This is a genomic window from Kitasatospora sp. NPDC059973 (assembly GCF_042737525.1).
Classification (GTDB): Bacteria; Actinomycetota; Actinomycetes; order Streptomycetales; family Streptomycetaceae; genus Kitasatospora.
The window spans coordinates 1-25,029 of sequence record NZ_JBHWUI010000124.1; the positions used below are offsets into that span (position 1 = coordinate 1).

Sequence of the window (25,029 nt, forward strand, 5' to 3'; positions counted from 1 at the left end):
GCGGCGGGCACCCCACCCGGACCTGGGGACGGGGACCGTCAGTCGAAGATCCGCTCGTAGATGCCGGGCTCGCCGACCGTGTACCCGGTGTCCCTGGCCCGGGAGGAGACCACCAGGTTGATGCCTTCCTTGGTGACGCTCCAGTCGTTCAGGCCGACCTGGTCGAGCAGCTCGCGCATCTCCTCGGTGGAGTACGAGGCCCGCAGCGAGGTCATGAACGCGTTGGCGTCACCGCCGGCGTACTGCAGCACGAACGAGACCATGCCCTCGTCGGCGTCCCGGGCCAGGTCGTACAGCAGGACGGCGCCGCCGGGGCGGCAGACCCGGGCCAGCTCGGGCAGGATCCGGGCGGGCTTGTCCCACCGGTTGATCGCGCAGAAGCTGAACACCACGTCGAAGCTGTCGTCCGGGTACGGCAGCCGGCTGTACCGGGCCCAGTCGCAGGCGAAGTCGCCGCCGTAGGAGACCAGGTTGGCGAAGATGGTGTTCTCCCGGGCGACCTCCAGGAAGGCGTCGTTGCTGTCCAGCCCGGTGAAGGTGGAGTCGCGGTGCTGGGCGGCCAGGCGCAGCGACAGCAGCCCGCTGGCGCAGCCGATCTCCAGGACGTCCTTGTCCGGACCGCAGTCCGGCCCGATCAGCTTCATCATGTGCTGCATCGGGATGATCATCGAGGTGCGCACGCTGCGGTCGTAGGCGCGGCACTCCTCGGCGGTCTCGAACGGGTCGCCCTGCGGGGCCCGCTCGGCGAGGTCGAAGATCCGCCCCCGGCGGGAGCGGCGCGCGGTGGTCTCAGAACTGGACAAGGGGGAGCCCCTTCCGGCCGTCGGTGCGGTCGATCTGCCACTTGAGGATCTCGGTGCTCGCCGAGGTCGGCTGCGGGAGCCGGTAGTTGGCGTCCGAGTAGAAGCTCTTGGAGATGTTGTCGATGTAGTACCAGCCCTTCGGGTAGGTGACCTGGATCGCGTCGGCGTCGACCTCCAGCAGCCCCTTGGCCACCAGGTCGTCGATCTTGTCCTTGAAGTACTCGTACGGGTCGACGCCGTGCCGCTCGCGGTAGACCGAGCGCTTGACCCGCAGCAGCTTCAGCCCCAGGACGAGGCTGCGGCAGCGCTGCTCGTGCTCGTCGGTGTAGGCGCCCATCACCACCGGCAGCCGGCCCTCGTTGCACCGGCTGATGTACGACTCGATGTCCGGCTCGTTGAGGTACATGTGGTTGTTCAGGTACCCGTAGGCGCCCGAGCCGATGGCCACCATGTCCCCGCACCGGCCCCAGATCTGGGACAGGTGGTCGGTCAGGTAGAAGGTGTCCGTCTCCAGGCCGCGGTACGGCTTGCTGCCGTCCTTCACCACCGGGTACGTCTTGACCCCGGCCGCCTCCCACTCGGGCCGCATCGGCTCGATGAAGTCGTTGTAGGTGAGCGCCAGGTAGCCCGCGTCCATCAGCGTGGTGTGCAGGTACTGGTACATCTCGTCGGCCTCGCGGGTGCTCGGGCAGGGCGGCGTGGCGCCGCTCTGCAGCGCGAAGAACACCTCCGAGCCGGGCATGACCGCGTAGTTGTAGACCGAGAAGGACGTCACCGGGAGGTCCATCAGGGTGCGGATGTCCTGCGCCCACAGCTCGGGGGTCTGGCCGGGGATGCCGATCATGTAGTCGATGCAGAGGTTCTCCAGGCCGCTGCGGTCGATCAGCTCGATGGTGCGGGTGGCGGACTCGCCGGTGTGCGCCCGGGCCCGGCCGAGGTAGCGCAGCAGCGGGTCGTGGAAGGTCTGGACGCCCAGGCTCATCCGGTTGACGCCGTGCTTGAGCAGCACGTCCAGCTTCTGCTGGTCGACGTCGACGGGGGTGGACTCGATGGTGACCGAGCAGTCCGGGCTGAAGTTGAGCCGCTGCTTCATGTAGCCCAGCAGGTCGTCGAGCTCCTCGGCGCGCAGCGTGGTGGGCGTGCCGCCGCCGAAGTAGCCGGAGGTGAAGACGGTGTCCCGGACGTGCGGCAGCTGCGAGTAGAGGTCGATCTCCCGCTTGAGCGCCTGGATGTAGCGCTGGGTGAGGGTGTTGCGGGTGGAGAACTTGTTGTACGGGCAGCTGGTGCAGACCTGGTTGCAGAACGGGATGTGCACGTAGAACGACGTGGTCTTCGGGAACTTCTCCCGGGTGGCGTAGATCTGGTCCGCGGACAGCGGCTTGACGTCGCACGGGTACCAGCGGACGAACTCGATGTCCCGCTCCGGGTAGTCGCGCCAGAAGCTGGGGGTGTCGAGGAAGTTCCGGGTGATCGCTTCTTGGGTCATGTGCCTCTCCGGTCGTCAGGTGGCGCGGTGGTGCTCGACGGTGAGTGCCATCGGGCCGTCCGGGCCGACCGCCCAGTCGGCCATCCCCGCGGCGTCGAGCAGTTGACGCAGTTCGGCGCCGGTCCAGGCGCCGCGCAGGGAGTCCAGGTAGGTGCGCAAGCGGTACTGGCCGTCGGGCGAGTCGTCGGCGGCCATCTCGCGCAGGGTGTATTCGAGGATGAACGGGTCCGGGTCCCGGCGCAGGTCGTTGACCAGCAGCCGGCCGCCGGGGGCCAGGGCCCGCGCCGCCCCGCGGAGCAGGGCGGTGGGGTCGGTGCACTCCCCGAGCGCGTGCACGCTGTAGACCAGCGGGTGGCGCCCGGCGAGGGGGGCCGGCAGCGGGCCGCCGGCCGGCCAGTGGTCGACCGGCACCGCCGCGCCGAGCCGCTCGCGCAGCGGGGCGACGGCGCCCGGGTCGGTGCAGAGCACCCGCAGGTCGACCGGGCGGCGGGCCAGCAGCAGGGCGGCGAACCCGCCGTAGCCGGGGCCGAACTCCAGCACCGGGCCGTCCGTGCACGCGCTCTCCAGCAGGTCGAGGAACTCTTCCTTGTACTGGTTGCGGGCGGCCACGTACCGGTCGTACGCCAGGCGGTCGGCCTCGTCGGAGAGCCGGTGGCGGGTCGGCGTCCGGACGGCCGGCAGCAGGCCGGTGGTCACCCCGCTCACACCTCCCTCAGCAGGGCGAACAGCTCCCGCTCGGTCTCGGCGACGGAGGCCAGGGCGGCCCGCAGCTCCCCGGCGAGGCGCTCGCGGACCGGGGCGAGCCCGGCGGCCGCGGCGGCTCGCAGGTCGGGCAGCCGCTCGCCGAGCAGGGCGGCCCGGGCGAGGGCGGCGGCGCCGCCGTCCAGCAGTTCGGCCTCCCGTGCCCGGTAGGCGGCGCCGAGTTCGGTGAACGCGGGCGTCCAGTCGGGCAGCAGCAGGGCGATGACCCGCTCCCAGCGCCCGGCGCTGTCGGCGCAGAGCAGGGCGGCGTCGGCCAGCCGGTGGTCCCCGGTGAGCTCGGCGGCTTGGGTCAGGAAGGTCCGGAACAGGTTGCGGAAGGCGTTCCCCCCGGTGCCGGCCAGTTCGAAGTCGACGTAGGCGCCGGCGAGTTCGTCCACCACGGCGGCGGCGGGGGTGTCGCTGAGCAGCAGGTGCCGCAGACCGGCGCCGTAGGAGTCGAGGCCGCGCAGCCCGAAGCTGGGCACGGGCGGGTGCAGCATCGCGCGGCAGGACCAGCGGATGCCCTGGCGGATGTCGTCCTCGGTGGGGTACCGGGCGGCCTTCCAGTCGGCGCGCAGCAGGGCGTGCCGGGGCGGGAAGGGCTGGTGGCCGGAGGCCCGGGCGGTGGCGAGTTCGGCCGTGGTCAGGGTCTGCGCGCGGGCCGGGCGGTCCGAGACGGTGACGGTGTCGTTGTCCCGGTCGTGGCCGACGACGACGATCGCGTGGCCGCCGAAGTGCCGGGTGGCCTGGAAGTACGGCAGGTGGAAGAGGTCCGCGTAGACCACCGCCGGGCGGCCGAGGTCGAGTTCGGCCAGCAGGTCGCCCCAGGCGCGCTCGGGGTCGTCGGTGACGGCGACCTCCAGGTCGAGGCCGACGCCGGCCGCCATCCGCCGGGTGAACTCGGGGAACGGGCCGTTGCGGCCGCCGGTGAAGCCGCGTCCGCCTGGCGGGGCGGGCATGTGCATGAAGTTGATGCCGCCGGCCACGCCGAACAGCATCGCCTCGCTGATCTGCAGGTCGTGCGCGGCCAGCTGCTTGCGCATCGACGCGGTCTCGCAGTGCGCGCCGCCGTGCGGGACGTCCGGCGGGGTGGTGGTCATGCGGGTCCTCCCGGGGTGACGGGGCGCTCGGCCCAGGCGGCCCAGCCGAGCGCGTCCGGCGGGACGAGGTCGGTGGGCGGCAGGACGGTCGGTGGCAGGACGGTCGGTGGCCGGACGGCGGCCCGCGGCCCGGCCGGTGCCCGGTCGGCGGCGGGCGGCGCGGCGCCGGCGGCCTCGGCGGCCTCGGCGGCGATCTCCTCCAGCACCGAGCGGGTGTAGGGGTTGGCGTCCGAGGGCGGGTAGTCCAGCGCCGTCCCGACGAAGACGTTGCGGATCGCCGCCCGCACGATGTCGGTGGGCAGGCCGCGGCCGGTCAGTTCGGCGGCCAGTTCGGCGCAGGCGCGCAGGGCGGCCTTGGTGGCGGCGCGGTTGGCCGGGCCGACGCACGCCTCCGGTCCGAGCACCACCTCGCCGAGGTCGGCGGCGAGGGTCCGCAGCAGGCCGATCCGGCGCGGTGCGGAGGTGACCAGGACGGTCTTGAGGCCGAGGGCCACGGCGGTGAACTGGCAGACCGGCTTGAGGCCGACCACCTCCACGCCGAGGTCCGGCAGGTCCTCGGTGGGCACGCTGGTCGCCATGTTGACGAACAGCGCCCGGCGGCCGACCTGTTCGGTCAGCGCGGCGAGCCGGCGCAGCGCGGCCGCGGTCTCCTGCGGCGGGACGCAGAGCAGCACGGTGTCGGCGGCGGAGAGGATCTCGCGCTGGTCCATGTCGGGCAGCGACAGCTCGGCGGCGACCCGCCGGGCGACCGCGGGGTCGCTGTCGTTGAGCAGCACCGGGAAGCGCTCGGCCAGCCGGTCGGCCAGCACCGAGCCGAGCCGGCCGAGGCCGACCACGGCGATCGTGCCGGGGTCGTTGTGCCGGGGTTCGGCGGGGTTGCCCGGGCGCAGGCCGAGGGTCATGAGACCGCCTCCAGGTCCTCGATGGTGAGGCTGCCGGGCTTGAGCATCCGGTCCATCGCCCGCCGCACCTGGGCGCGGTCGATCGGGGCGACCGAGGCGGGCACCGCGAACTCCGCGGTGACCCGCTCGGCGACGGCCGCGCAGAGCGCCGCCGGGTCCTCGACCTCGGCCTCGACCCGGATCTCCAGGTGGTCCCCGGAGACGCCGGCCGCCCAGTAGAGGCCGGCACCCTCGGTGGCGAGCACGGTCTGCTCCAGCGCCAGCTTGTTGATCCGCTGCCCGCCGACGGTCAGCTGCTCGCTGACCCGGCCGTGGTGCGAGAGCACCCGGCGCGGGCTGCCGCAGGCGCAGGGCTCGGCGGAGGCGGTGACGAAGTCCCCGCTGCGGTAGCGCAGCAGTGGCATGGCCCGGCCGGCCAGGGCGGTGATGACCAGTTCGCCGGCGGTGCCGTCGGGGACGGGTGCGGTGGTCTCCGGGTCGATCACCTCGAACAGGTGCCGGTCCTCGGTGAGGTGCAGGCTGCCCCGCTCGCAGACCAGGCCGAGCGAGTTGGTCTCGGTCGAGCCGTAGGCGTTGGAGAGCCGGACGCCCCAGAGCGCGGCGATCTTCTCCAGCTTGGCGGGGGAGCAGGTCTCGCCGACGTAGAGGAAGGTCTTCAGCCCGATCTCGGCCGGGTCGCGCCCGGTGTCCTTCAGCATGTCGTAGAGGCGCAGCGCCCGGCTGGGCGTGCAGACCAGGGCGGTCGGGCGGACGGTCCACATCATCTCGACCATCCGTTCGAACGGGCAGACCAGGCTGAGCGTGCCGACCGGCACCACGGCCGCGCCGTTCTGCTCCAGCGCCCGGTCCAGGTCGTAGGAGGCGAAGGCGAGTTCGTAGGGGATGGCGATGAAGACGAGGTCGCCGGGGCCGAGCACGTGGCCGACGGACTGCTCGACCGCGACGTTGCCGCGGATCCAGTCCTCGTAGGTGATCATCGAGGAGGTGGGGCTGCCGGTGGTGCCGGTGGACTCGCCGTAGCGGATCAGCTCCTCCCGGCCGACGGCCAGCAGGCCGAACGGGTAGGCGCCGCGCAGCTCGGCCTTGGTGGTGAAGGGCAGGGTCCGCAGCTCCTCGGCACTGGTGGGCCGCAGGGAGCCGTACCGCCCGGCCCAGCGCTCCCGGTAGAACGGCGAGTTGGCGAAGGCGTGGTCCAGCTGGCGGCGCAGCAGCGCGAACTGGTGGTCGGGCACCTGGTCGGGGCTGAGCTTCTCGAACGCGGCCAGGTCGGCCAGCGCGGCCTCCCGGATCTCCGGATAGCGCAGGTGCGGGGGGCGGTCGGCGGTGGTCACCGGGCATCCTCTCCAAACATCAGCTGGGTCTTGATCCGGGTACGGGGGTCGAGCGTGAAGGCCTCCGCCGCCCGTTCGGCCGGCAGGCGGTGGGTGACCAGCAGCCCGGCCTCCTCGCGGTGGCCGGCCAGGAACTCCTGGGCGCGGTGGAAGCCGCCGGTGCCGCCGATCGAGCCGACCAGGGTCAGTGCGTTGGCCACCAGCAGGTCGGTGCGGAGCGCGGCGCTGCGGCGCAGCCCGAAGCAGAGCACCCGGCCGCGGGGGACGGCGCAGGCCAGCGCGGTGGCGAGGCCGTCGGCGCCGCTGGAGCAGTCCACGGTCAGGTCGTACCGGGCGGCGGCGGTCAGGGCGGCGTACCCGCCGGCGGACCGCGCGGCGGCGTCGGGCTCGGGCGCGGCGGTGCGGACCCGGGCGCTCGGCAGCAGCGCGGTGACGGCGGCGGCCTTCACCGGGTCCGCCTCCAGCAGCTCCACCCCGCCCGCCCCGTACGCCCCGGTGAGCAGCAGGTAGCTCGCCAGGCCGAGGGCGCCGGCGCCGATCACCAGGATCCGCTCGTCGGGGCGCGGGTCGATCCGCCGCAGGCCCTGGGCGGCGACGGCGAAGAACTCGGAGAGCGCCAGCAGGCCGGGGCCCAGGCCGTGCGTGTCGGGGTAGAGGTAGCGGCGGTCCACGGTCCGCAGCCGGGTCGAGAAGCCGTCGACGGTGAGGCCGAACTTCTCGATCCGGGTGCAGACGTTGCGGTCGGTGCCGCAGCGCGGGCAGTCCCCGCACCAGCGCGAGCAGTCGCCGGTGACCCACTGGCCCAGCAGCGCGCGGCCGTTGCTCCCGGTGTCGACCACCAGGCCGGACCACTCGTGGCCGAAGCGCAGCGGGTAGCTGCTCGGGCCCCCGTAGGCGCCGTCGTACAGCGCCTGGTCGCTGCCGCACAGGGTGACCCGGTCGACCTCGACCAGGACCTCGTCCGGGCCGAGCGGCGCGGTCGGCGGCTTCGCCTCGTCGACGGTGAGCCGGCCGGGGCCGGTCAGCCGCAGGTCCGCCCCGGCGCTCACCGGGCACCGTCCCCGGCCGCCGGGAGCGGCGGCAGGTGGTCGTTCAGCTCGGCCTCGATCCGCTCGCTCTCCGCGCGGGCCATGGTGATGCGCTCGCGCAGGCTGATCGAGTTGAGCCCCCACCACAGGTACCAGTTGTCGTTGGCGAGCACCCGCGCCTGGATCTCGTCGAGGACGGCGGCGTCCTCGATGACCGCGCGGGAGCAGTAGTACTTGGGCACGATGAATCGCTCCGTTCCGGTGATCATGCCTTCGGCGACGGCGGTGGTGTGCAGGGCGGTGCCCCGGCAGACCCGCAGGCCGAGCGTCCAGAAGGCGTGCACGTCGGGCGTGGCGGGCGGCACGAGCTGCTCCATCACGTCGAAGGTCTCGCGGACCGAGTCCCGGTCGTCGCCGGGGCTGCCGATGAACAGGCAGTGCTCGACCCGGATGCCGGCCTCGACGAACTTGCGGTGCGACTCGATGATCTGGCGCTGGCGGAAGTTCTTCTTCAGCCCGCGCAGGATCCGGTCACACGCCGAGTCGGTGCCGAACTCGACGTAGTAGCAGCCGGTGCGGACCATCAGGTCGACCAGTTCGGAGGTCACGTTGCCCGGGTTGACCATGCAGGACCACGGCATCTCGATGCCCCGGCGGACGAACTCCCGCAGCACCTCCAGCGAGTAGTTGAGCGGCAGGTTGAAGACCCCGTCGACGATCTCCAGGACCTCCAGGCCCTCGTCGCGCAGCCGCTCCACCTCGTCGGCCACCCGGGAGACCTCGTCGAACTTCACGCCGGTGCCGTCCACCAGGAAGTTGCTGCAGAAGACGCACTCCAGCACGCAGCCCTTCTTGGTCTGGATGGTCGCCGGCACCTTGAGGCTGCGGTCGTGGGTCTCGTACGAGTAGCTGAAGTAGCGCTGGTCGTACAGGGCCGGGTCGGGGCGGGCCGCCTTGCGGTAGTCGATCCGGAAGACGGCGTCGCGCCGGTGGTAGCCGCCGCCCTCGCGCGGGCTGATCACCCCGGGCACGTCCAGCGGTTCCTCGCCCCGGGCCAGGTGGTCCAGCAGCGGCTGGACGGACTCCTCGGCGAAACCGGTGATCCCGTAGTCGGCCCGGACGAAGTCCATCAGGTCCTCGGGGACGGTGGAGAACCCCGGACCGCCCAGCAGCACGGTGACGCCGGGCAGTTCGTCGCGCGACCAGTCGGCCACCTCGCGGGCGAGCGGGGTGTAGACGACCGGCTCCAGCATGCTCTGCGAGTCGACGTTGCGGATCGAGATCCCCACCACGTCGGGCTTGAAGGCGCGGACCGCGGCCCGGACGACCGGCTCGTCCTCCTCCTCCCACATCAGGTCCAGCGTCTCGACCTGGTACCCGGCCGCCCGCGCCTGGGTGGCGATGGTGACCATGCCGATCGGCAGGACCGGCCGGAAGGACTTCAGCTTGTTGATCGACACGAAGAGGATCTTCACGGCCGGCCCCCGTCGACCTCGGCCAGCGCGGTGACCAGGCCGCGCAGTTGCCGCTCGCTCTGGTGCCAGTGCACGACCAGCCGCAGCAGGCCGAGCCGGCGGGCCACCGAGGCGATCAGGCCGCGCTCCTCCAGCGCGTCGACCAGCTTCTCCGGGCTCGGGTGGCGGACCGTCACCACGGTGAGCTCGGGCCGCGGCGCGACCTCGAAACCGGCCTCGGTGAGCAGCCGCACCAGCAGCGCCCGGCGCTCCCAGAGCCCGGCGACCGAGGCCCGGTAGCCGCTGCGGCCCTGGGCGCGCAGCGCCGCCCAGGTGGCCAGCAGGGCGCCGCCGGGCCGGGTGCCGAGCAGGGCGTGGTGGTCGAGGGTGCCCCGGTAGTGCGAGGAGGTGCGCAGCGCGTCCGGCGCCCCGGGGTCGCGGAAGAGCACGTGGCCCGCGGGGATCGGCGCGCCGCCGTACTTGTGCGGGTCCAGGGTGATGGAGCTGACGCCGTCGACGCCGAAGCCGATCGCCGGCAGGTCGTCGCCCAGCTCGCGGGCGAACGGCACCAGGAACCCGCCGGTGGCGGCGTCCACGTGCACCGGCACGCCGAGCGCCGAGGCGTGCGCGGCGATCGCCGGCACGTCGTCCACGGCGCCGGACTCGGAGCTGCCGGCGGTGGCCACCACCAGCGCGGTCTCCGGGGTCACCAGCGGCAGCAGCCGCCCGGTGTCGACCCGCAGCCGCTCGTCGGAGGGGACGCGGACGACCTCGACCGCCAGCAGCGCGGCGATCTTGTCGAAGGAGAAGTGCGCGCTGTCGCCCATCAGGACCCGGGCCGGCGCACCGGCCCCGAAGCGGGCCCGGTGGTGCCGGAGCGCGGCGAGCACCGCCAGCAGGTTGGCCTCGGTGCCGCCCGAGGTGGCCACCCCGGCGGCCCCGGGGCCGTCCATCAGGTCGGCCAGCATGGCCGTCACCTCGGCCTCGGCGCGGGGCAGCGAGGGGAAGATCCGGTTGTCGCCCATGTTGGACTGCTGGTGGGCGGCGAACACCTGCTCGGCCACCGGCAGCGGCGTCGAGCAGATCGAGTTGAAGACGGTGCCGTCCCGGTAGTCGTGGTCGTCCGCGCAGAGCCCGGCCAGCTCGGCCAGCACCCGCTCGACGGGGACGCCCCGGTCGGGCAGCCCGTGCGGGCGGGCGCCGGCCAACTCACCCGGCGGCGGGGACCCGGTGGGGGACGGCGAAGAACTGGGCAGCGTTGCCATGAGCGAGAGCCCTCACGATCTGCTCGGGGACACCATGGAGTCGGAGCCGGTGCACCGTCCTGGCCAGACCCAGCGGGTCGGCCGAGCCGAAGTGCAGGCCGGTGTTGAGCATCAGCCGCTCCGGGCCGAACCGGTCCAGCAGGCCGAGCACCTCGCGGTGCGACTGCTTCTCGCGGACCTGGAACAGCGCGTCCTGGCGCGGGGCGACGGCGATCCCGTACCCGCCGAGCCCGCGCAGCGCCGGGTGCTCGGCCAGCAGGTCGATCCGCTGCTCGTCCAGGTCGAGCAGGGCGATCGTGGCCGGGTCGATGCCGGCCCGTTCCACCGCGCCCGCCAGCGGCGCCAGCATCTCCCGGAAGGCCGGCAGCGCGGGCGGCGACTCGACCAGCACCGGCAGCGCGCGCGCCGACGCCAGCTTCAGCTGCCGCTCCAGCACCTCGACCTCGTCCGGGCCGCCGCCGCGCAGCGACACCTCGCCCAGCGCCCGGACCCTCGGGTGGTCCAGGTACCGCTCCAGCACCTCGATCCCGGCCAGCGCGCCGCGCAGCCCCGCCATGTCGGCCGCGTGCACCGCGAGCGCCACGTGCAGGTCGATCCCGTACGCGGCGGCCCGGGCGGTCTCGGCTCCGGCGAGCCGCTCGAAGCGGGCGGCGAAGGCGCTGCCGGAGTCCCGGGCCTCCAGCGAGGCGGAGCACGGGGCGAGCGCGGTGAGCACCCCGCTGACGGCCATCAGCTCGTAGTCGTCGGCGTTGCGCAGGTCGGTGTGGATGTGGTGGTCGAACAGCGGCGTCAGTCCGGTCCCGTGCAGGGCCCGGGGGGCGAGCGGCGGCGGGGGCGGCGGCGGGCCGGGGCGGTCGGCGGGCACGACGGGCTCAGCCCTGCGCGGCGGCGGCGATCGCGGCGGTCAGCACCTCGCGGCTGCGGCGCAGCGCGTGCTCGTAGCGGTCGGCGTGGTTGTACAGCTCCACGCTGACGTAGCCGTCGTAGCCGCCGCGCCCCAGCACCGAGAAGAAGCCGGCGAAGTCGATGTCGCCGTCCCCGGGGATCTCGTGGTGGTGCACCCGGCCCTTGATGTCCTCGACCTGGATGATCTTCGTGTAGGGCAGGTTCCGCTCCACCGAGGCGAGGTAGTCCTCCTCCACCACGCGGCAGTGGCCGAGGTCCTGGGCGAGCGCGAAGCGGTCCGAGGCCAGCGCGTCGGCCAGCCGGGCGACCCCGTCGTTGCTCTCCAGGAAGAACTCCGGCTCGGGCTCCATCGCCAGCACCGCGGTGCCCGGGCCGTCCAGCACCTGCCGGACGCCCTCGTCCAGCCACTGCCGGGCCTGCTCCTCGGTCACCTCGGGCTTGCGCTTGCCGGTGGCGAAGTTGACGTAGGGGATGCCGAGTTCGTCGGCGATCCGGACCGACCGCAGGACGAGGTCGACGCGGCGGGCCCGGCCCTCGGCGGTGGGGTGGATCAGCGAGGGCTCGAAGCGCTCCTCGCCGAGCAGGTTGTCGGCGCCCGCGGCCAGGCAGCAGGCCGTCAGGCCGGTGCGCTCCAGGGCCTTGCGGATCGGCGCGGCCTCGGCGGGGCCGAAGGCGAACGGGTCCAGGTGGGCCGGGTGGAGCGAGAGTTCGATCCCCTCGTAGCCGGCGTCGGCGACCGCCTCGATCGCCCGCTCCACCGAGATCGTCCGCAGGCCGTTGGCGTTGTAGGCAAGCTTGACCACGACAGTTCTCCTTCTGGCTGGTGACGGTGGTGACGACGGTGGCCGGCGGGTCCTGGCCGGCCGGTCGCCGGGTGCTGGTGCGCGGCCGCGTCGGCGCGTGCCGCGCCGGGGCTCCGGTGTCCGGGTGGGCCGGTCACTTCTCCGCGGTGGCGTGCACGTGGAAGTCGTGCCAGGTGCGCAGCTCGATCCGCTGGAAGCCGGCGGCGCGCAGCATCTCCTCCAACTCGTTGAGGGTGAAGCGCAGGTGCACCTCCTCGGGACCAGCGCCGTCGGGCTGGCGGGCGTACCAGGCCTCGATCTCCCGGTTGCGCTCCTTGTCGGCGGTCTTGCGGTAGTCCGCCAGCGCCACCCGCCCGCCGGGGCGCAGCACCCGGTACATCTCGGCGATCGCGGCGGGCGCGTCGTCGGCCAGCTCGTGCAGGACGTAGGTGGAGATCACCAGGTCGGCGGCGGCGTCGGCGACGGGCAGCGGGACCACCGGGCTCACGGTGCGGGTCACCCGGTCGGCCACGCCCTCGCGGGCGGCCCGGCCGGCGAGCACCTCCAGCAGCTCCGGGCTGCCGTCGACGCAGTGCACCGAGCCCTCCGGCCCGACCAGCCGGGCGGCGGGCACGGCCGCGTAGCCGGTGCCCGCGCCGACGTCGACCACCTGCTGGCCGGGCGCGGCGCCGACGGAGCGCAGCAGGTCCTGCACCTCGCCGAGCGCCCAGCGCAGCGGGCCGTCGAGCCGGTAGACCGTCTCGGCGATCTCCGGCGAATGCGCGTCGTTCATGGATGACTCCTTCGGGAGGCCGAACGGGCCGTCCGGCCCTGCTGGGCCGGCGGTCGGGGGTGTGCGCGCGGTGCCCTGGCGCGTACGGGGCGGTCAGGCCTCGGCGAGGACGCTCTTCAGCAGCGGCTCGGGCACCGGCGTCTCGTGGTCGCCGTCGACGATGTGCACCCGGCCGACCTCGGGGACCAGCACGAACCGCACCGCGCTGCCCGCCCGGCGCTTGTTGTCGCTGAGGATGACCTCGACGATCCGCTCCGGGGTGAACTCCCGGGGCACCGTGGTCGGACTGCCGATCAGGGTGCCCAGCAGGTGCTCCTGGCGCGCCAGCACCTCCGGGGCGGTGATCCCGAGCCGGATGCCCAGCCGGGCCGCGGCGCACATCCCGATGCCGACCGCCTCGCCGTGCAGCAGCGCGCCCCCGGAGAGGAACTCCACGGCGTGCCCCACGGTGTGGCCGTACTCCAGGATGATGCCGGCGCCGCGCTCGCCCGGGTCCTGCGCCAGGATGCCCAGCTTGCTGCGGACCACCTCGTGGCAGACCCCGAGCAGGTCGTCCCGGATGCCCGCCACACCGCCGGTCAGCAGGTCCTCCATCCGGTCCACCCACGCGGCGTCGTTGACCAGGCCGTTCTTCAGCGCCTCCACCAGCGCGCTGCGGTGCTGGCGCTCCGGCTCGCTGCGCAGCATCGCCACGTCGGCCCAGATGAACAGCGGCGCGTGGTAGACGCCGAACTGGTTCTTGCCGAGGGCGCCGTTGATCGCCTGCTTGTTGCTGAGGGTGCCGTCGGTGAGGTTCAGCATGGTGGTCGGGATCTCGACGAAGCGCAGGCCCCGGTAGACCATGGCGGCGGCCAGTCCGGCCAGGTTGCTGATCATGCCGCCGCCGAGCGCGCCGACGATCGAGTCCTTGGTGGCCCCGGCGGCCACCAGCCGTTCGCAGAGGGCGGTGAGCTCGGGCCAGCCCTTGACGCCCTCGCCCTCGGCCACGGTGATCAGGTTGACGGCGACGCCGGCCCGGCCGAGCCGGTTGGCGAGGTCCCGGCCGAACAGCTCGTACAGCGGCTGGCTGGTGACCAGGTAGAACTCGTCGAAGGCGTGCCGGCCGAGGTACTCGGGCAGCCGGTCGCCGATGGACTCGCCGAGATAGTACGGGCAGCTTGGGCTGGTCCCGCTGGACAGCTCGATGATGGTTCCGTCGGACACGTCGGTCCTTTCGTGCAGGGTGTCGGAACGGGTGGTGTCGGAACGGGTGGTCCTGGGGTGCGCGCGCCTCGCCCGGGCGGTGCCGGTGCGGGTGGTGCCGTGACCTCGGTCGTGCGCGGGGGTGGTGCCCCCGGTGGTGCGCGCGGCCCCGGGTACGCGGTGGCACGCTCCCGGCGTGCGCGGGCGGTGGTGCGGGGCCCGGCGGAGGGCCCGGTGACGGGTGCCTGTGGTGGGCGCGGGGCGCCGGTGGTCAGCGGTGCGCGAGGTAGCCGTCGAGGTCGAGCAGCCCGTTGCCGCTGACGCAGGCGACGATCACCTCGGCCCGCCCGGTCTCGCGGGCCAGGACGGCCCGGTCCACGGCCGCGCGCAGGGCGTGGCAGGACTCCGGCGCGATCAGCATCCCCTCGGTGGAGAGCACCAGCCGCCCGGTCTCGAAGACGTCCGTCTCCTCGTACGCGACCGCGTCCAGCAGCCCCTCGCCGCGCAGCACGCCGATCAGCGGCGAGCCGCTGTGCTGGCGCAGACCGCCGACGTGGGTCTCCGGCAGCTCGTAGTCCCGGCCGAGGGTGTACGACTTGCCGAGCGGGGTGACGCCCTCCGGGTCGGCGTGGTCGTAGCGCAGCGTGCCCCGGGTCAGCCGGGGGGCGCTCGCGGACTCCGCGCCGAGCAGCAGCAGGTCGTCGCCGCGCTCCGCCTTCTCGGCGAGGTAGGGGCCCATGAAGCCGCCCAGGTTGCTGCCGCCGCCGACGCAGGCCACCAGCGCGTCCGGCCGCTCGCCGAGGGCGGCCAGCTGGGCCTTGGTCTCCTGGCCGATGACGGTCTGGTGGATCAGTACGTGGGCCAGGTTGCTGCCGGAGATGTAGCGGGTCTCCGGGTGCAGCGCGGCGTGGCTGATCGCCTCGCCGATCGCGGTGCCGAGCGAGCCCAGCAGGTGCCGGCCGTCGCGCAGCAGCGCCTTGCCGACCGGCGTCCGCTCGCTGGGGGAGGCGTGCACCTCGGCGCCGAGCATCTCGATCAGCGCCCGGCGGCCGGGCTTCTGGCGGGCCGAGACGCCGGCCCAGTAGATGACGGCCCTGAGGCCGAAGCGGCGGGCGGCCCAGGCCACCGCGTGGCCCCACTGGCCGGCGCCGGTCTCGGTGACCAGCGTGTCGACGCCCTGCTCGGCCGCGTAGTGGGCCTGGGCGATGGCCGAGTTGAGCTTGAAGCTGCCGGTGGGCAGCACGTCCTCGCGCTTGAGGTAGATCCGGGCCGGGGTCTCCAGGTAGCGCTCCAGGGCCCGGGCCCGCAGCAGCGGGGTGGGGCGTCCGATCGACGCCAGCTCCTCGCGCACCCGCTCCGGGATGGCCAGGAAGGGTTCGGTGGCACCGTCCTGGGCGCGGACGGCGTCGAGCCGGATCCGCTGCTGCAGGGCGAGCCGGGAGCCCCAGGCGTCGTGCTCGGCGCCCTCGGGCTCGCGGGGCGGCGGGACGGGGCCGGGCAGGCTGGGGACGAGGTTGAACCAGTGCGACGGGACCTCATGGGGGTCCGCTGCGGCCGGCACCGGCACGGGGGTCCACTGGGCGGCTGGAGTCACGATGCATCCCTCTCGTCATCCGGATGGGGGAACCGCGCACGTCAGTTCTCGCAGCGAAACGACCGGGTGAGAAGCGGTAGGAGCGTTGTTGACCGGCTCAGTCAAGCTTTGGATCGGTTGCCGGGGGAGTACTTGACCGCAACGGTGGAAAAGCGGTCCCGGACCGGCCCGCTCCTGGGTGAAGCCCGGGTCAGGAGCCCGGACCGACGGCGCGGCGGCGGCCCGGACCGTGCGACCGGACGCGCGGTGACCGTCGTCGCGCCGTCTCGTTCGCCCCTGCGGGGGCCACCGGTCGCCCTGTTCCACCGGCGCCCCGGGCGCCCCGATCCGCAGTCGTACGGGAGTTGTGCACCATGGGTACCACCGGCAAGGCCGAGAACAAGACCGAGCAGAGGGCCGAGAAGAGGACCGCGCAGGCCGGGAAGGCAGAGCAGCCCGGGAAGAAAGCCGAGAAGACCGACCACCGCAAGCTGGGCGGCGAGCTGTACCGCGCGAAGGCCGTCCCGCAGCCGCTCGACGTCCCCGAGTTCGCCTTCCTGGCCCTTGACGGGACCGGCGACCCGCAGCAGAGCCCCGAGTTCGGGCCCGCCATCGCCGCGCTGTACGCGGTCTCCTACGCCCTGAAGTTCGCCGTCCGGGCCGACACCGGGACGGACTACGCGGTGATGCCGCTGGAAGGGCTCTGGCACAGCGACGACCCGCACTTCGACGCCGTCTCCGCCGACTCCTACGGCCCCGGCGCCCGGGCCGGCTGGCGGTGGACCCTGCTGATCCGCCAGCCCGTCCCCTACACCGACGCGCAACTCGCCGCCGCGCTCGCCAAGGCGGAGGCCAAGGCGGAAGGGAAGGCCGGGGCCGAGGCGGTCGGCCGGCTGCGCCGGGAGTCCTTCACCGAGGGCCGCTGCGTCCAGGTGCTGCACCAGGGCCCGTACGAGACCGAGCCTCGGACGGTGAAGCTGCTGCACGACTACCTGCACACCGAGGGGCTGCGCGAGGCCGGCCGGCACCACGAGATCTACCTCTCGGACCCGACCAGGACGGCCCCCGAGCGACGCCGTACCATCCTGCGCCAGCCGGTGTCCTGAGGCGTCGGCACACCCGGGTACGGACCCCTGACCTCCCGTGGCCGCCGTGGCGCACCTCCGTGCACCGGCTGCGGCCCGCTGGACAGCCATGGACGCCCCCCCTAGCATCGTGAGAATCCCCGTCAGGGCCAGGTGCCCGTCGGGGCCCGTCTTCGCCCGTCCCCGGGAGCCGCTGTCAGGGCGGCGTCCGTCCACCGGACACACCACGGGGCGAGGTGGATCTGGACGTCTGACCCTGGCGCGCACGGGGGGTGACCGCGCAGGTAGGCATTGAGGTGCGATCGATTGTCATGCCATCGGTCGGTCAGGCGTCGGCTCCAACAGGCCCGGGCTCGGCTCCGGTCGCCCGTCGGACCCCGCCCGAGGGACCCGAGAAGCGGAGGGCTTCAGTCTGCTATGAAGATCGACACGCTGAGCAGCCACGACGAGCGTCTGCGCCGGGCCATCCCCCACATCGTGGCCCAGGTCAGGGACGGTGAGGCCGCCGTCTCGCTGGAGGAGCTGGCGATGGCCACCAACACCTCGCCCGACTACCTGCGCCGGGTCTTCCGGCACCAGGTCGGCGAGCCGATCCACCGCTACGTCCGCAGGCTCCGGCTCTCCCTGGCGGCCTACCGGCTGGTCTACGGGGACCGCACCATCATCGACATCGCGGTCAGCGCCGGCTACAACTCGCACGCGGCCTTCACCCGCGCGTTCCGGTCCGCGTACGGGATATGTCCCACCGACCTGCGCACCAACCCGCAGAACACCGCCTGGCCGACCGCCGGTGCGGCCGGTTCGGACATCCGGCCGGCCGCGATCCCGCAGCGCCGGGTCGCGTTCTACTCCCACCTCGGGCCGATCGACAGCGCCGACACCGCCTGGGAGCGGCTGCGCGGCTGGCTCACCACCCACGGCCACTGCCCGGCCCGCTCCAAGGCGTTGGGCGTCTCCTACGACGATCCGGACTTCTTCATCGGCGCCCGGACCCGGCACGACATCTGCGTGCCGGTCTCGGACCGCTTCGACCCGCAGACCCGGGACGGGATGGGCGTCCAAGTCGTTCCGGCTTCAACAGGATTGGCGATGCGTCACGTCGGACCGCCCGAGCTGATCCCGTTCACCTACATGCACCTGGCGGTCAGCGCCGCCACCAAGGGGATGCAGCGCACCGAGCGCCCGCCGCTGCCGTACTACCTGGAGTTCTCCTCGTTCCCCTCGGCGCACCCCGAGCGCCAGGTCGCGGTGGACGTCTACCTGATGCCGCACACCCGCCGGAACTGAGCGCCGCGCACGCCCCGCGGCCCCGGGCGACCGCCCGGGGCCGCGAAGCCGCGCACGTGCCGTCCGTCAGGTGCTGTAGACCCCGACCTCGTGGAGCGAGTAGCCCCAGCCGGTGCCGCGCTGGACCCCGTGGACGCGGACGTACCGGGCCGGGACGCCGGTGAACCGCGCGGTCTCCAGCCCGCCCGCCCCCGTGGTGGTGGACCACACCGACGTCCAGGTGGCCCCGTCGGTGGACACCTCGATGCGGTACGCCTTCCCGTAGGCGCGTTCCCAGTCCAGCGTGACGCGTCCGACCAGGGTGGTGGACCCGAGGTCGAGCCGCAGCCACTGGTCGTCGTTCCAGTCGCTGGCCCAGCGGGTGCCGCTGTCGCCGTCCACGGCCCGGCCGGCCGCGTAGCTGACGAACGGGTTCCATTCGGTGGACGCGGCCGTGGCCGGGGCGCCGGCGGCCAGGTTGGTGCCGGCCCGGTGCTGTTCGGTGCTGCCCCAGGTGGTCAGGTAGGACTCGGCGCCCCGGAACAGGTCGTCCACCACGCCCTGCCCGCCGACCAGCCGGATCTCCTCCAGCCAGTCCGGCACGAGGCCGTAGTGCGCGGCGCCGTCCGTGTTGTAGTCCCAGGTCCGCTCGCCGGTGGTCTGCCGGTCGACGAGCGAGCCGCCGTCGGTGGTGCGGAACGGGTACTGGACCGGGTGCGGGGCGTTCGCGCCGGGCGGCGCGGGCCAGCCGCCGAGGCCGTTCATGTCGGTGCCGTAGCCGTAGCCCACCCCGTACTTGTCGCGCAGCGCGTCGGTGCGCTTCGCCTCCGCGCTGAACGCCTCGGCGCCGTTCATGTACTGGGCGACGAAGCCGCCGAGCTTGTAGACGCGCTCGGTCCAATCGAGGTCCATCCAGCTGTGCGAGGAGATCACGCCCGGGTAGGACGCGGACTCCAGGATGTCGAAGGCGCGGTCGGCCGCCTTGACGCTCATGTGGTCGACTTCCAGCATCATCTTGCGCTGCATCATCCCGCGCACGGCGTACTCACCGAGGTCGGTGAGGCCGCGGGAGTTGCACTGGGCGCCCGCCGCGTACGCCGGCACGGTCACCCCCGGCGGCAGCAGCTTCTCGGCCTCCGGTGCCGCGGCGAGGCCGATGGGGTTGTCGTGCTGCGGCCCGGCGCACTGCTCGGTGGTCCAGAAGGTGCCGGTGGACAGGAACTGGCCGGCGTTGATCGCCGTGCCGAGGGCGCCCTCGTCGAAGCGGACCCCGCACAGCGCGTTGTCGAACTTGTGGCACAGGAACATGCTGCGCACGCCCAGGCCGTACAGCTCGTCCAGGCCGCGGTCGATGTCGGCCTTGCCGCACTGGGCGACGTCCAGGATCTGCTTGCAGCCGAACGGCTCGGAGGTCTCCACGCCGAGCACGACGGCGAGCTTGCCCTGCGCGACGACCTGGCGGGCCTGCGCGCTGTCGGTGACGATCCGGAACCAGCCCTTGCCCGTCCCGCCGTACATCCGGTCGATGTAGGCCTGCAGGTCGTACGTCTTCTGCGCCTGGAGGCGGATGGAGTCCATCTCGTCGCAGCCGCGGTCCTTGAAGAAGTAGACCGAGCAGATCACCCCGTTGGTGACCAGGTCGTCGACCAGCACCCGCTGGCCGCCGCGCCAGGCCCGCTCGACCCAGGCGTAGTAGTTCTGCTCGTGGGTCAGCGAGTCGTGGGCCGGCCAGTCCTTGAAGCTGGGCCAGCCGACCGGGTCGTGCTTGCCGTCGCCACCCTTGGTGATCATGTCGAAGACCGCCAGCGAGCCGTCGGGGTAGTGCTCGGGACAGTCCTTGAGCGCGTCCGCGATCCCGGCCTCGGAGAACGTCTTCCCGCACAGGAGACGGCCGCCGAAGGCCTCGTTGGACATCAGGTGGTCGTGCGCGTCGACGAAGCCGCGGACCTTGCCCTGGGCGTCGGTCCCGCGGAACGGCTCACCGGTGACGCCGATCTGCGAGTCCGGCGCGGGCCGGGCGACCGGGTTCCACCAGCCCGTCCCGCCCGAGGCTCCCGGCGCGGGGGCCGCGAACAGCAGGGAGAGGAGGGTGAGGAGCGCGGCCAGGGCCGTGACGGTTCTGCGCCTGCGGTGCGGATGAGGGTGGGGTTGTGGGGGTTTCATCGGCCACCATTCGTGTCGTCGATGCAGGGACGACGGGGACGAACGACCCGCCGGCGCGGGGTGTTTGATTGTTCCGCGCCGGGCGACTGTCATGTCCCGCGTACTCGGTGCGATGAGAATCGCCACTGTTGGATTCTTAGTCAATAGCCCTGGACGGATGGTCCGTTGACGTGAAAGGCCGTGTTCGATGCGGTAGTTGACTGTCCGGTATGCGGAGACCGGCCGGGCGGTCCCGGGCCGGCCCGGAGCGCCCCGGGCGGTCCGGGAAACGGGCGGTGCGCGCGTGGGCAAGGGCTGTGCAGGGAGGGAGCACCGCTCGGCCCGAGGGCGTTCTAGCGTTGCCGGTGTTCCGCACGGAGGCCGGGCCGGCCCCGTGGCAGCCCCCCGGCCCGGGCGCTCCGGCCCGGGCTCTCCGGGCCGGCCGTGACACCCCTTCCGAAAGGCTCCTCATGCCCACCATCACGCTCTCCGACGGCTCGCAGAAGTTCTACAAGGACTGGGGCACCGGTCGCCCCGTCGTCCTCTCGCACGGCTGGCCGCTGAACGCCGACGCCTGGGACGGCCTCGCCGTCGCCGTCGCCGAGGCCGGCTACCGGGTCGTCGCCCACGACCGGCGCGGGCACGGCCGGTCCGAGCAGACCTGGGACGGCAACCACATGGACCGGTACGCGGACGATCTGGCCGAGCTGATGGAGCGGCTCGACCTCACCGAGGCCGTCCTGGTCGGCCACTCCACCGGCGGCGGCGAGGTCGCCCGCTACCTCGGCCGGCACGGCAGCGACCGGGTGCGCAAGGCCGTCCTGCTCGGCGCCGTGCCGCCGCTGATGCTGCGCACCGAGGACAACCCCGAGGGCACCCCGATCGAGGCCTTCGACGGCATCCGGGCCGGCGTCGCGGCCGACCGCTCGCAGTTCTACTACGACCTCAGCGAGGCCTTCTTCGGCTTCAACCGGCCGGGCGCCGAGGTCTCCGAGGGCAAGCGCCGCGAGTTCTGGCTGCAGGGCATGCAGGCCGGCCTCAAGGGCGCCCTCGACTGCGTCGAGGCGTTCTCGGAAACCGACTTCACCGAGGACCTCAAGAAGATCGACATCCCGGTCCTGGTCGCCCACGGCGACGACGACCAGATCGTGCCGATCGCCGCCTCCGCCGAGAAGAGCGTCGAGCTGCTCTCCCAGGGCGTCCTCAAGGTCTACCCGGGCGCCCCGCACGGCCTGGTCGGGGCCTACGAGGCCGCGTTCACCAAGGACCTGCTGGAGTTCCTCGGCGCCTGATCCGACGCCTGATCCGGCGGGGTGGCCCGCCCCGGGCGGCCACCCCACCACCCCCGCGGCCCCCGCACGCCCCGGACCGGCGCATCGGCGCAGGTCCGGGGCGTGCGGGCGTTCCCGGGCGGGCGCGAGCACGGCTGACGGCCGGTGAGCCTTGACCCTGCCCGGCGACCCAGGCCCGCCGGGTGCCACGCCCCGGCGCGGACGGAACGAACGGCGGGCCCCGCCGGGAGGGCCGCCGGCCCGGGGGAGCCGTGCCCCAGCGCGCCCGGGCGCCCGGCTCGCCAGAACGACAGTCAGATGACCTAGGCACTCATCCGCTCCCTGCCGCAGGCTGGTCGTGCGGGGCTTCGGCCGGGAACGTTGACAGAGAGGGGCAGCCAGGTGAACCTGCGGGTCACAACCGCCGCGGTGCCGGACGGGGAGAAGGCGGGGCACTGGGGCCGGGCGGTCTCGTACGCCCTGGCGCCGGTGGAGGTGGTGCCGCTCGCCGACGGCCCGTTCGACGGCCGGCTGGAGTCGCACCGGCTGGGCAGCCTGCGGGTGTCCACGCTGGAGGCGGACGCCACCCGGCTGTCCCGGACGCCGGGCCTGATCGCGCGCTCGGCCGGGGCGGAGGCCCAGGTGGCGGTGGGCGTCCAGGTGTCCGGCCACGCCGTGCTGACCCAGGACGGCCGCCGGGCCGAGGTCGCGCCCGGCGACCTCGTGCTGTACGACACCGCACGCCCCTACTCGGTCGACTACCCGCAGCGCTTCCGCTCCCACGTGTTCCACCTGCCGCACCGGCTGCTCGGTGTGCCGGAGGCCGACATCCGCCGGGTGACCGGGCGGGCCGTCACCTCGCGGGAGAGCCTCGGGGCGGTCCTGCTGCCCTTCCTCGACACCCTCGCCGACGCCGCGCCCAGCTACCCGTCCGCCGTCGGGGACCTCCTGGCGGGCAGCGTCGCCGACCTGTTCCTCACCCTGCTCGGCGAGCTGGCGGGGCGCCCGGCGGCCGGCCCCGACGAGGCCGGCGCCCACCTCGTCCGGCTGGTCCGCGCCCACATCGACCGCCACCTCGGCGATCCGGGGCTGACCCCGCAGGGCATCGCCGACGCCCACCGCATCTCCGTGCGCTACCTGCACCGGCTCTTCGAGAACGAAGGCGTGACGGTGGGCCGGCTGATCCAGCGGCGCCGGCTGGAGGAGTGCGCCCGGGAGCTCGGCCGGCGCAGCCGCAGCGCGCCGACCGTCTCGGCGGTCGCCCAGCGCTGGGGGTTCGTCAACCCCGCGCACTTCAGCCGGGCCTTCCGGGCCGCGTACGGGACGTCCCCGCGCGAGTGGCGGGCGCGGTGTACGGAGGAGGCGCGCACGGCCGGCTGACCACCGTGCGCGGAGCGGCGCGGGACCGGCTGACCGCCGTGCACGGAGCGGCGCGGGACCGGCTGACCGCCGTGCACGGAGCGGCGGCTTCCGGTGCGCTCCGGGTACGGTGCCGGGCCCGGCCGGTCCCTAAGGTGACGACGTGCCGGCCGGGCGCCCAGGGCCCCGGCCGGCACGCTCTCCGGGCACGGTGGCAGTACCCCCGGCTCGCCGCCGTGCCCGGACCCGCGGCGCCGGCACGCCGCCCGCCGCGGCGCCGGGCGAGCCCACGACCACCCGGGCGGGGCGACGCCCACCCGCGGAGCCGGTCCGACCCGGCCGCTACGCCAGGAGCAGCACACCAGTGTCCGAGAGCACCACCCCCGAGGCCCCGGGCCCGATCCTGGACGACGGCCTCCAGGACTTCCTGGCCGCCCGCGCCCACGCCCGCCGCGTTCGGACGGCGGCGCCGCCCGGCGGGAGCGCGCCGGAGCCCCTCGACCTCGCCTTCCTGGCCGGGCCCCACCCGTCGGACGGACACCGGGACACCGTCGCCACCCGGCTGGCGCTGCCGACACCGGCCGGTCACGTCCGGATCCAGGTGATCCGCCCGGTCGACGCCGCCCGGCCGACCCCGGTGGTCCTCTTCCTGCACGGCCTCGGCTGGGCGCTGGGCGACGCCGACAGCTACCGCCACCTGCTGCGGGAGTTCGCCGTGGGCGCGGACGCCGCCGTGGTCCTCGTCGACTACGGGCGCCCGCCCGCCGAGCGGTTCCCGGTCGCCGTCGAGCAGTGCTACGCCGTCGCCCGCTGGATCGCCGCGCACGGCCACGAGATCGGGCTGGACGGGAGCCGGATCGCCGCCGCCGGCGACTCCGCGGGCGCCAACCTGGTCGCGGCGCTCACCCTGCTCCTGCGCCGGCGCGGCGGCCCCGAGCTGCTCCACCAGGTGCTGATCTGCCCGGTGACCGACGCGGACTTCGACACCCCCTCCTACCGTGCCTTCGCCGACGGGTACTTCCTCCACCGGGCGGACATGCGCCGGTTCTGGGACGCCTACCTGCCCGACCCGGCCGGCCGGGCGCAGTCCCTGGCAGCCCCGCTGCGCGCCGGACTGGAGGAACTCGCCGGGCTCCCACCGGCGCTGGTGATCACCGCCGAGGCCGACGTGCTGCGGGACGAGGGCGAGGCCTACGCGGCCCGGCTGCGCCGGGCCGGGGTGCCGGTGGTGGCCACCCGCTACCAGGGCGTGGTGCACGGCTTCGTCCTGCTCGACTCGCACTGCCGCACCGACTCGGCCCGCTCCGCCCTCATCCAGGCCGTGGACACCCTCCACCTCGCCCTGCACCGCCGCTCCTGGTAGGCCGGCCGCCGCTGGTAGCCGGGGCCGGTGCGGGGCAGAACGGGGGCTCGTGCGGCACCGGCGACCGCGCAGTTCCTCCTGCTGTTCTTCCTGGTCACCCGCCGTCCGACCGGCTGGGATGGGAGGGCGGGCCGCGTCGCTCGCGCCCTCCCCTCACCCCGTGCCAGCACCCGGCCGCCCGGGACCACCCCGGCGGCCGTCGCAGGAGTACCGATGCCCGTCCTCGTCCCCGTCCCCGTCCCGTCCGTCCCCGTCCCGTCCGGCCGCGTCCCCTTCGCCGCGAGCATCGCCGGCCACCGGCTCGGCCCGCTGCGGGTCTCCTCGATCGTCGCCGGTCCGTGGCCGGCCGCGCAGGGCCGCAGCGTGGTGCTGTGCGGCCGCGGCGACCACATCACCCTGGTGCTGCCGCGGCACGGCACGGCGGCGCTGCTCCTGGATGGTCACGGGGTGCCCCTGCGGCCGGGCGAGTTCGCCGTCGCCCGGACCGGCCGCCCGGTCGTCCTGGAGGTGTCGGAGGCCTTCTCCGGCACGGCCTTCCACTGGCCCCGGGCAGCGGCCGGAGTGGCCGAGGAGGACCTGCGGGAGCTGTCCGGCACGGCCTTCCGCTCGGACACCGGGACGGCCGCGCTGGTGGCCGCCTACCTGGACCGGCTGGCCCGCCCCGGGGTCGCACCGGACCCGCAGGTGGCCGCCCGGCTCGCCGGCACGGCAGTGGACCTGCTCACCGTCCTCGCCCACGAGCACCGCCGGCGGGCGGCCGGACCGGTGCCCGAGGAGGTCCTGGCCACGATCGCCCGGACGAAGGAGTACATCCTGCGCCGGCTCCCCGACCCCGGGCTCTCCCCGGAGGGGATCGCGGCCGCCCACCACTTCTCGGTGCGCTACCTGCACAAGCTCTTCCAGTACGAGGGCGTCACCGTGGGCCGCTGGATCCAGCGCCGCCGCCTGGAGATGTGCCGCCGCGACCTGGCCCGCCCGTCGGCCCGCCCCGCCACCGTGGCCGCCGTCGCCGGCCGCTGGGGCTTCGTCAGCACCAGCCACTTCAGCCGCGTCTTCCGCACCACCTACGGCCTCACCCCCCGTGCCTGGCAGTCCACCGCCCACGACCCCGCCACCCACCCGGCCCTCCCGGGCTGAGCCCGGAGGGGTGGCGGAGTGAGCGGCTCCCCGGCGTCGGCCGGGCGCGGACGCCCGGCC

The 25,029-nt window shown here is 73.9% G+C and carries 21 protein-coding genes; 6 read left to right on the top strand and 15 right to left on the bottom strand.

What is annotated here, in order from left to right; all coding sequences use genetic code 11:
- Positions 1-38: 38 nt before the first annotated feature.
- The 14 genes from ACFWA9_RS28120 to ACFWA9_RS28185 all read right to left on the bottom strand — a co-directional run bounded on the left by ACFWA9_RS28120 (position 39) and on the right by ACFWA9_RS28185 (position 15,367).
- The gene (locus ACFWA9_RS28120; RefSeq protein ID WP_329486352.1) at positions 39-803 is read right to left on the bottom strand and encodes a class I SAM-dependent methyltransferase; all 765 of its coding nucleotides are present in this window, start codon (positions 801-803) and stop codon (positions 39-41) included.
- On the bottom strand, positions 790-2,289 hold the full coding sequence (locus tag ACFWA9_RS28125) for a coproporphyrinogen-III oxidase family protein (RefSeq protein WP_352291421.1): 1,500 nt from the start codon (positions 2,287-2,289) through the stop codon (positions 790-792). Before ACFWA9_RS28125 ends, ACFWA9_RS28120 begins: the two co-directional genes overlap by 14 nt.
- 15 nt (positions 2,290-2,304) lie before the next feature.
- Entirely contained in the window at positions 2,305-2,985 is a 681-nt protein-coding gene (locus tag ACFWA9_RS28130) for a class I SAM-dependent methyltransferase (RefSeq protein ID WP_380390665.1), read from the bottom strand.
- A 5-nt stretch (positions 2,986-2,990) separates the two neighbouring features.
- Entirely contained in the window at positions 2,991-4,130 is a 1,140-nt protein-coding gene (locus ACFWA9_RS28135) for a BtrH N-terminal domain-containing protein (RefSeq protein WP_380390667.1), read from the bottom strand.
- On the bottom strand, positions 4,127-5,032 hold the full coding sequence (locus ACFWA9_RS28140) for an NAD(P)-binding domain-containing protein (RefSeq protein WP_352291418.1): 906 nt from the start codon (positions 5,030-5,032) through the stop codon (positions 4,127-4,129). The genes ACFWA9_RS28135 and ACFWA9_RS28140 overlap by 4 nt, the downstream gene beginning before the upstream one ends.
- The gene (locus ACFWA9_RS28145) at positions 5,029-6,363 is read right to left on the bottom strand and encodes a phenylacetate--CoA ligase family protein (protein ID WP_380390669.1); all 1,335 of its coding nucleotides are present in this window, start codon (positions 6,361-6,363) and stop codon (positions 5,029-5,031) included. Before ACFWA9_RS28145 ends, ACFWA9_RS28140 begins: the two co-directional genes overlap by 4 nt.
- The gene (locus ACFWA9_RS28150) at positions 6,360-7,412 is read right to left on the bottom strand and encodes a zinc-binding dehydrogenase (protein WP_329486346.1); all 1,053 of its coding nucleotides are present in this window, start codon (positions 7,410-7,412) and stop codon (positions 6,360-6,362) included. Before ACFWA9_RS28150 ends, ACFWA9_RS28145 begins: the two co-directional genes overlap by 4 nt.
- On the bottom strand, positions 7,409-8,866 hold the full coding sequence (locus ACFWA9_RS28155) for a B12-binding domain-containing radical SAM protein (RefSeq protein ID WP_329486345.1): 1,458 nt from the start codon (positions 8,864-8,866) through the stop codon (positions 7,409-7,411). Before ACFWA9_RS28155 ends, ACFWA9_RS28150 begins: the two co-directional genes overlap by 4 nt.
- Positions 8,863-10,110 (bottom strand): tyrosine decarboxylase MfnA, encoded by a 1,248-nt coding sequence (gene mfnA / locus ACFWA9_RS28160; protein WP_380390672.1) that lies wholly within the window; start codon positions 10,108-10,110, stop codon positions 8,863-8,865. The genes ACFWA9_RS28155 and mfnA overlap by 4 nt, the downstream gene beginning before the upstream one ends.
- The gene (locus tag ACFWA9_RS28165; protein WP_329486343.1) at positions 10,055-10,975 is read right to left on the bottom strand and encodes a deoxyribonuclease; all 921 of its coding nucleotides are present in this window, start codon (positions 10,973-10,975) and stop codon (positions 10,055-10,057) included. The genes mfnA and ACFWA9_RS28165 overlap by 56 nt, the downstream gene beginning before the upstream one ends.
- Before the next feature lie 7 nt (positions 10,976-10,982).
- Positions 10,983-11,819: a sugar phosphate isomerase/epimerase family protein gene (locus ACFWA9_RS28170; protein WP_352291414.1), complete on the bottom strand. Its 837-nt coding sequence runs from the start codon at positions 11,817-11,819 to the stop codon at positions 10,983-10,985.
- A gap of 133 nt (positions 11,820-11,952) precedes the next feature.
- Complete coding sequence (locus ACFWA9_RS28175; RefSeq protein ID WP_329486341.1) at positions 11,953-12,591, bottom strand: methyltransferase domain-containing protein; 639 nt, start codon at positions 12,589-12,591, stop codon at positions 11,953-11,955.
- A 93-nt stretch (positions 12,592-12,684) separates the two neighbouring features.
- On the bottom strand, positions 12,685-13,794 hold the full coding sequence (locus ACFWA9_RS28180) for a 2-deoxy-scyllo-inosose synthase (RefSeq protein WP_380390674.1): 1,110 nt from the start codon (positions 13,792-13,794) through the stop codon (positions 12,685-12,687).
- Between the two features lie 250 nt (positions 13,795-14,044).
- Positions 14,045-15,367, bottom strand: a complete 1,323-nt coding sequence (locus ACFWA9_RS28185; RefSeq protein ID WP_329486339.1) for a TrpB-like pyridoxal phosphate-dependent enzyme — start codon at positions 15,365-15,367, stop codon at positions 14,045-14,047.
- Between the two features lie 353 nt (positions 15,368-15,720).
- Between ACFWA9_RS28185 and ACFWA9_RS28190 the strand changes: the two genes are divergently transcribed.
- Both ACFWA9_RS28190 and ACFWA9_RS28195 read left to right on the top strand, forming a co-directional pair.
- Positions 15,721-16,452 (top strand): GyrI-like domain-containing protein, encoded by a 732-nt coding sequence (locus ACFWA9_RS28190; protein ID WP_380390676.1) that lies wholly within the window; start codon positions 15,721-15,723, stop codon positions 16,450-16,452.
- Between the two features lie 396 nt (positions 16,453-16,848).
- Positions 16,849-17,718: a helix-turn-helix domain-containing protein gene (locus ACFWA9_RS28195; protein ID WP_329486337.1), complete on the top strand. Its 870-nt coding sequence runs from the start codon at positions 16,849-16,851 to the stop codon at positions 17,716-17,718.
- A 66-nt stretch (positions 17,719-17,784) separates the two neighbouring features.
- On the opposite strand, the gene ACFWA9_RS28200 is transcribed toward ACFWA9_RS28195, so the two are convergent.
- Entirely contained in the window at positions 17,785-19,860 is a 2,076-nt protein-coding gene (locus ACFWA9_RS28200) for a discoidin domain-containing protein (protein WP_380390678.1), read from the bottom strand.
- A 449-nt stretch (positions 19,861-20,309) separates the two neighbouring features.
- Between ACFWA9_RS28200 and ACFWA9_RS28205 the strand changes: the two genes are divergently transcribed.
- From ACFWA9_RS28205 to ACFWA9_RS28220, 4 genes are all read left to right on the top strand, one after another.
- Positions 20,310-21,131 (top strand): alpha/beta hydrolase, encoded by an 822-nt coding sequence (locus tag ACFWA9_RS28205; protein WP_359803957.1) that lies wholly within the window; start codon positions 20,310-20,312, stop codon positions 21,129-21,131.
- Positions 21,132-21,512: 381 nt separating this feature from the next.
- On the top strand, positions 21,513-22,490 hold the full coding sequence (locus ACFWA9_RS28210; RefSeq protein WP_380390681.1) for a helix-turn-helix domain-containing protein: 978 nt from the start codon (positions 21,513-21,515) through the stop codon (positions 22,488-22,490).
- A gap of 343 nt (positions 22,491-22,833) precedes the next feature.
- Positions 22,834-23,832, top strand: coding sequence for an alpha/beta hydrolase (locus ACFWA9_RS28215; protein WP_380390683.1), 999 nt, complete (start codon positions 22,834-22,836; stop codon positions 23,830-23,832).
- A 213-nt stretch (positions 23,833-24,045) separates the two neighbouring features.
- Complete coding sequence (locus ACFWA9_RS28220) at positions 24,046-24,969, top strand: helix-turn-helix domain-containing protein (protein ID WP_380390685.1); 924 nt, start codon at positions 24,046-24,048, stop codon at positions 24,967-24,969.
- Positions 24,970-25,029 lie beyond the last annotated feature (60 nt).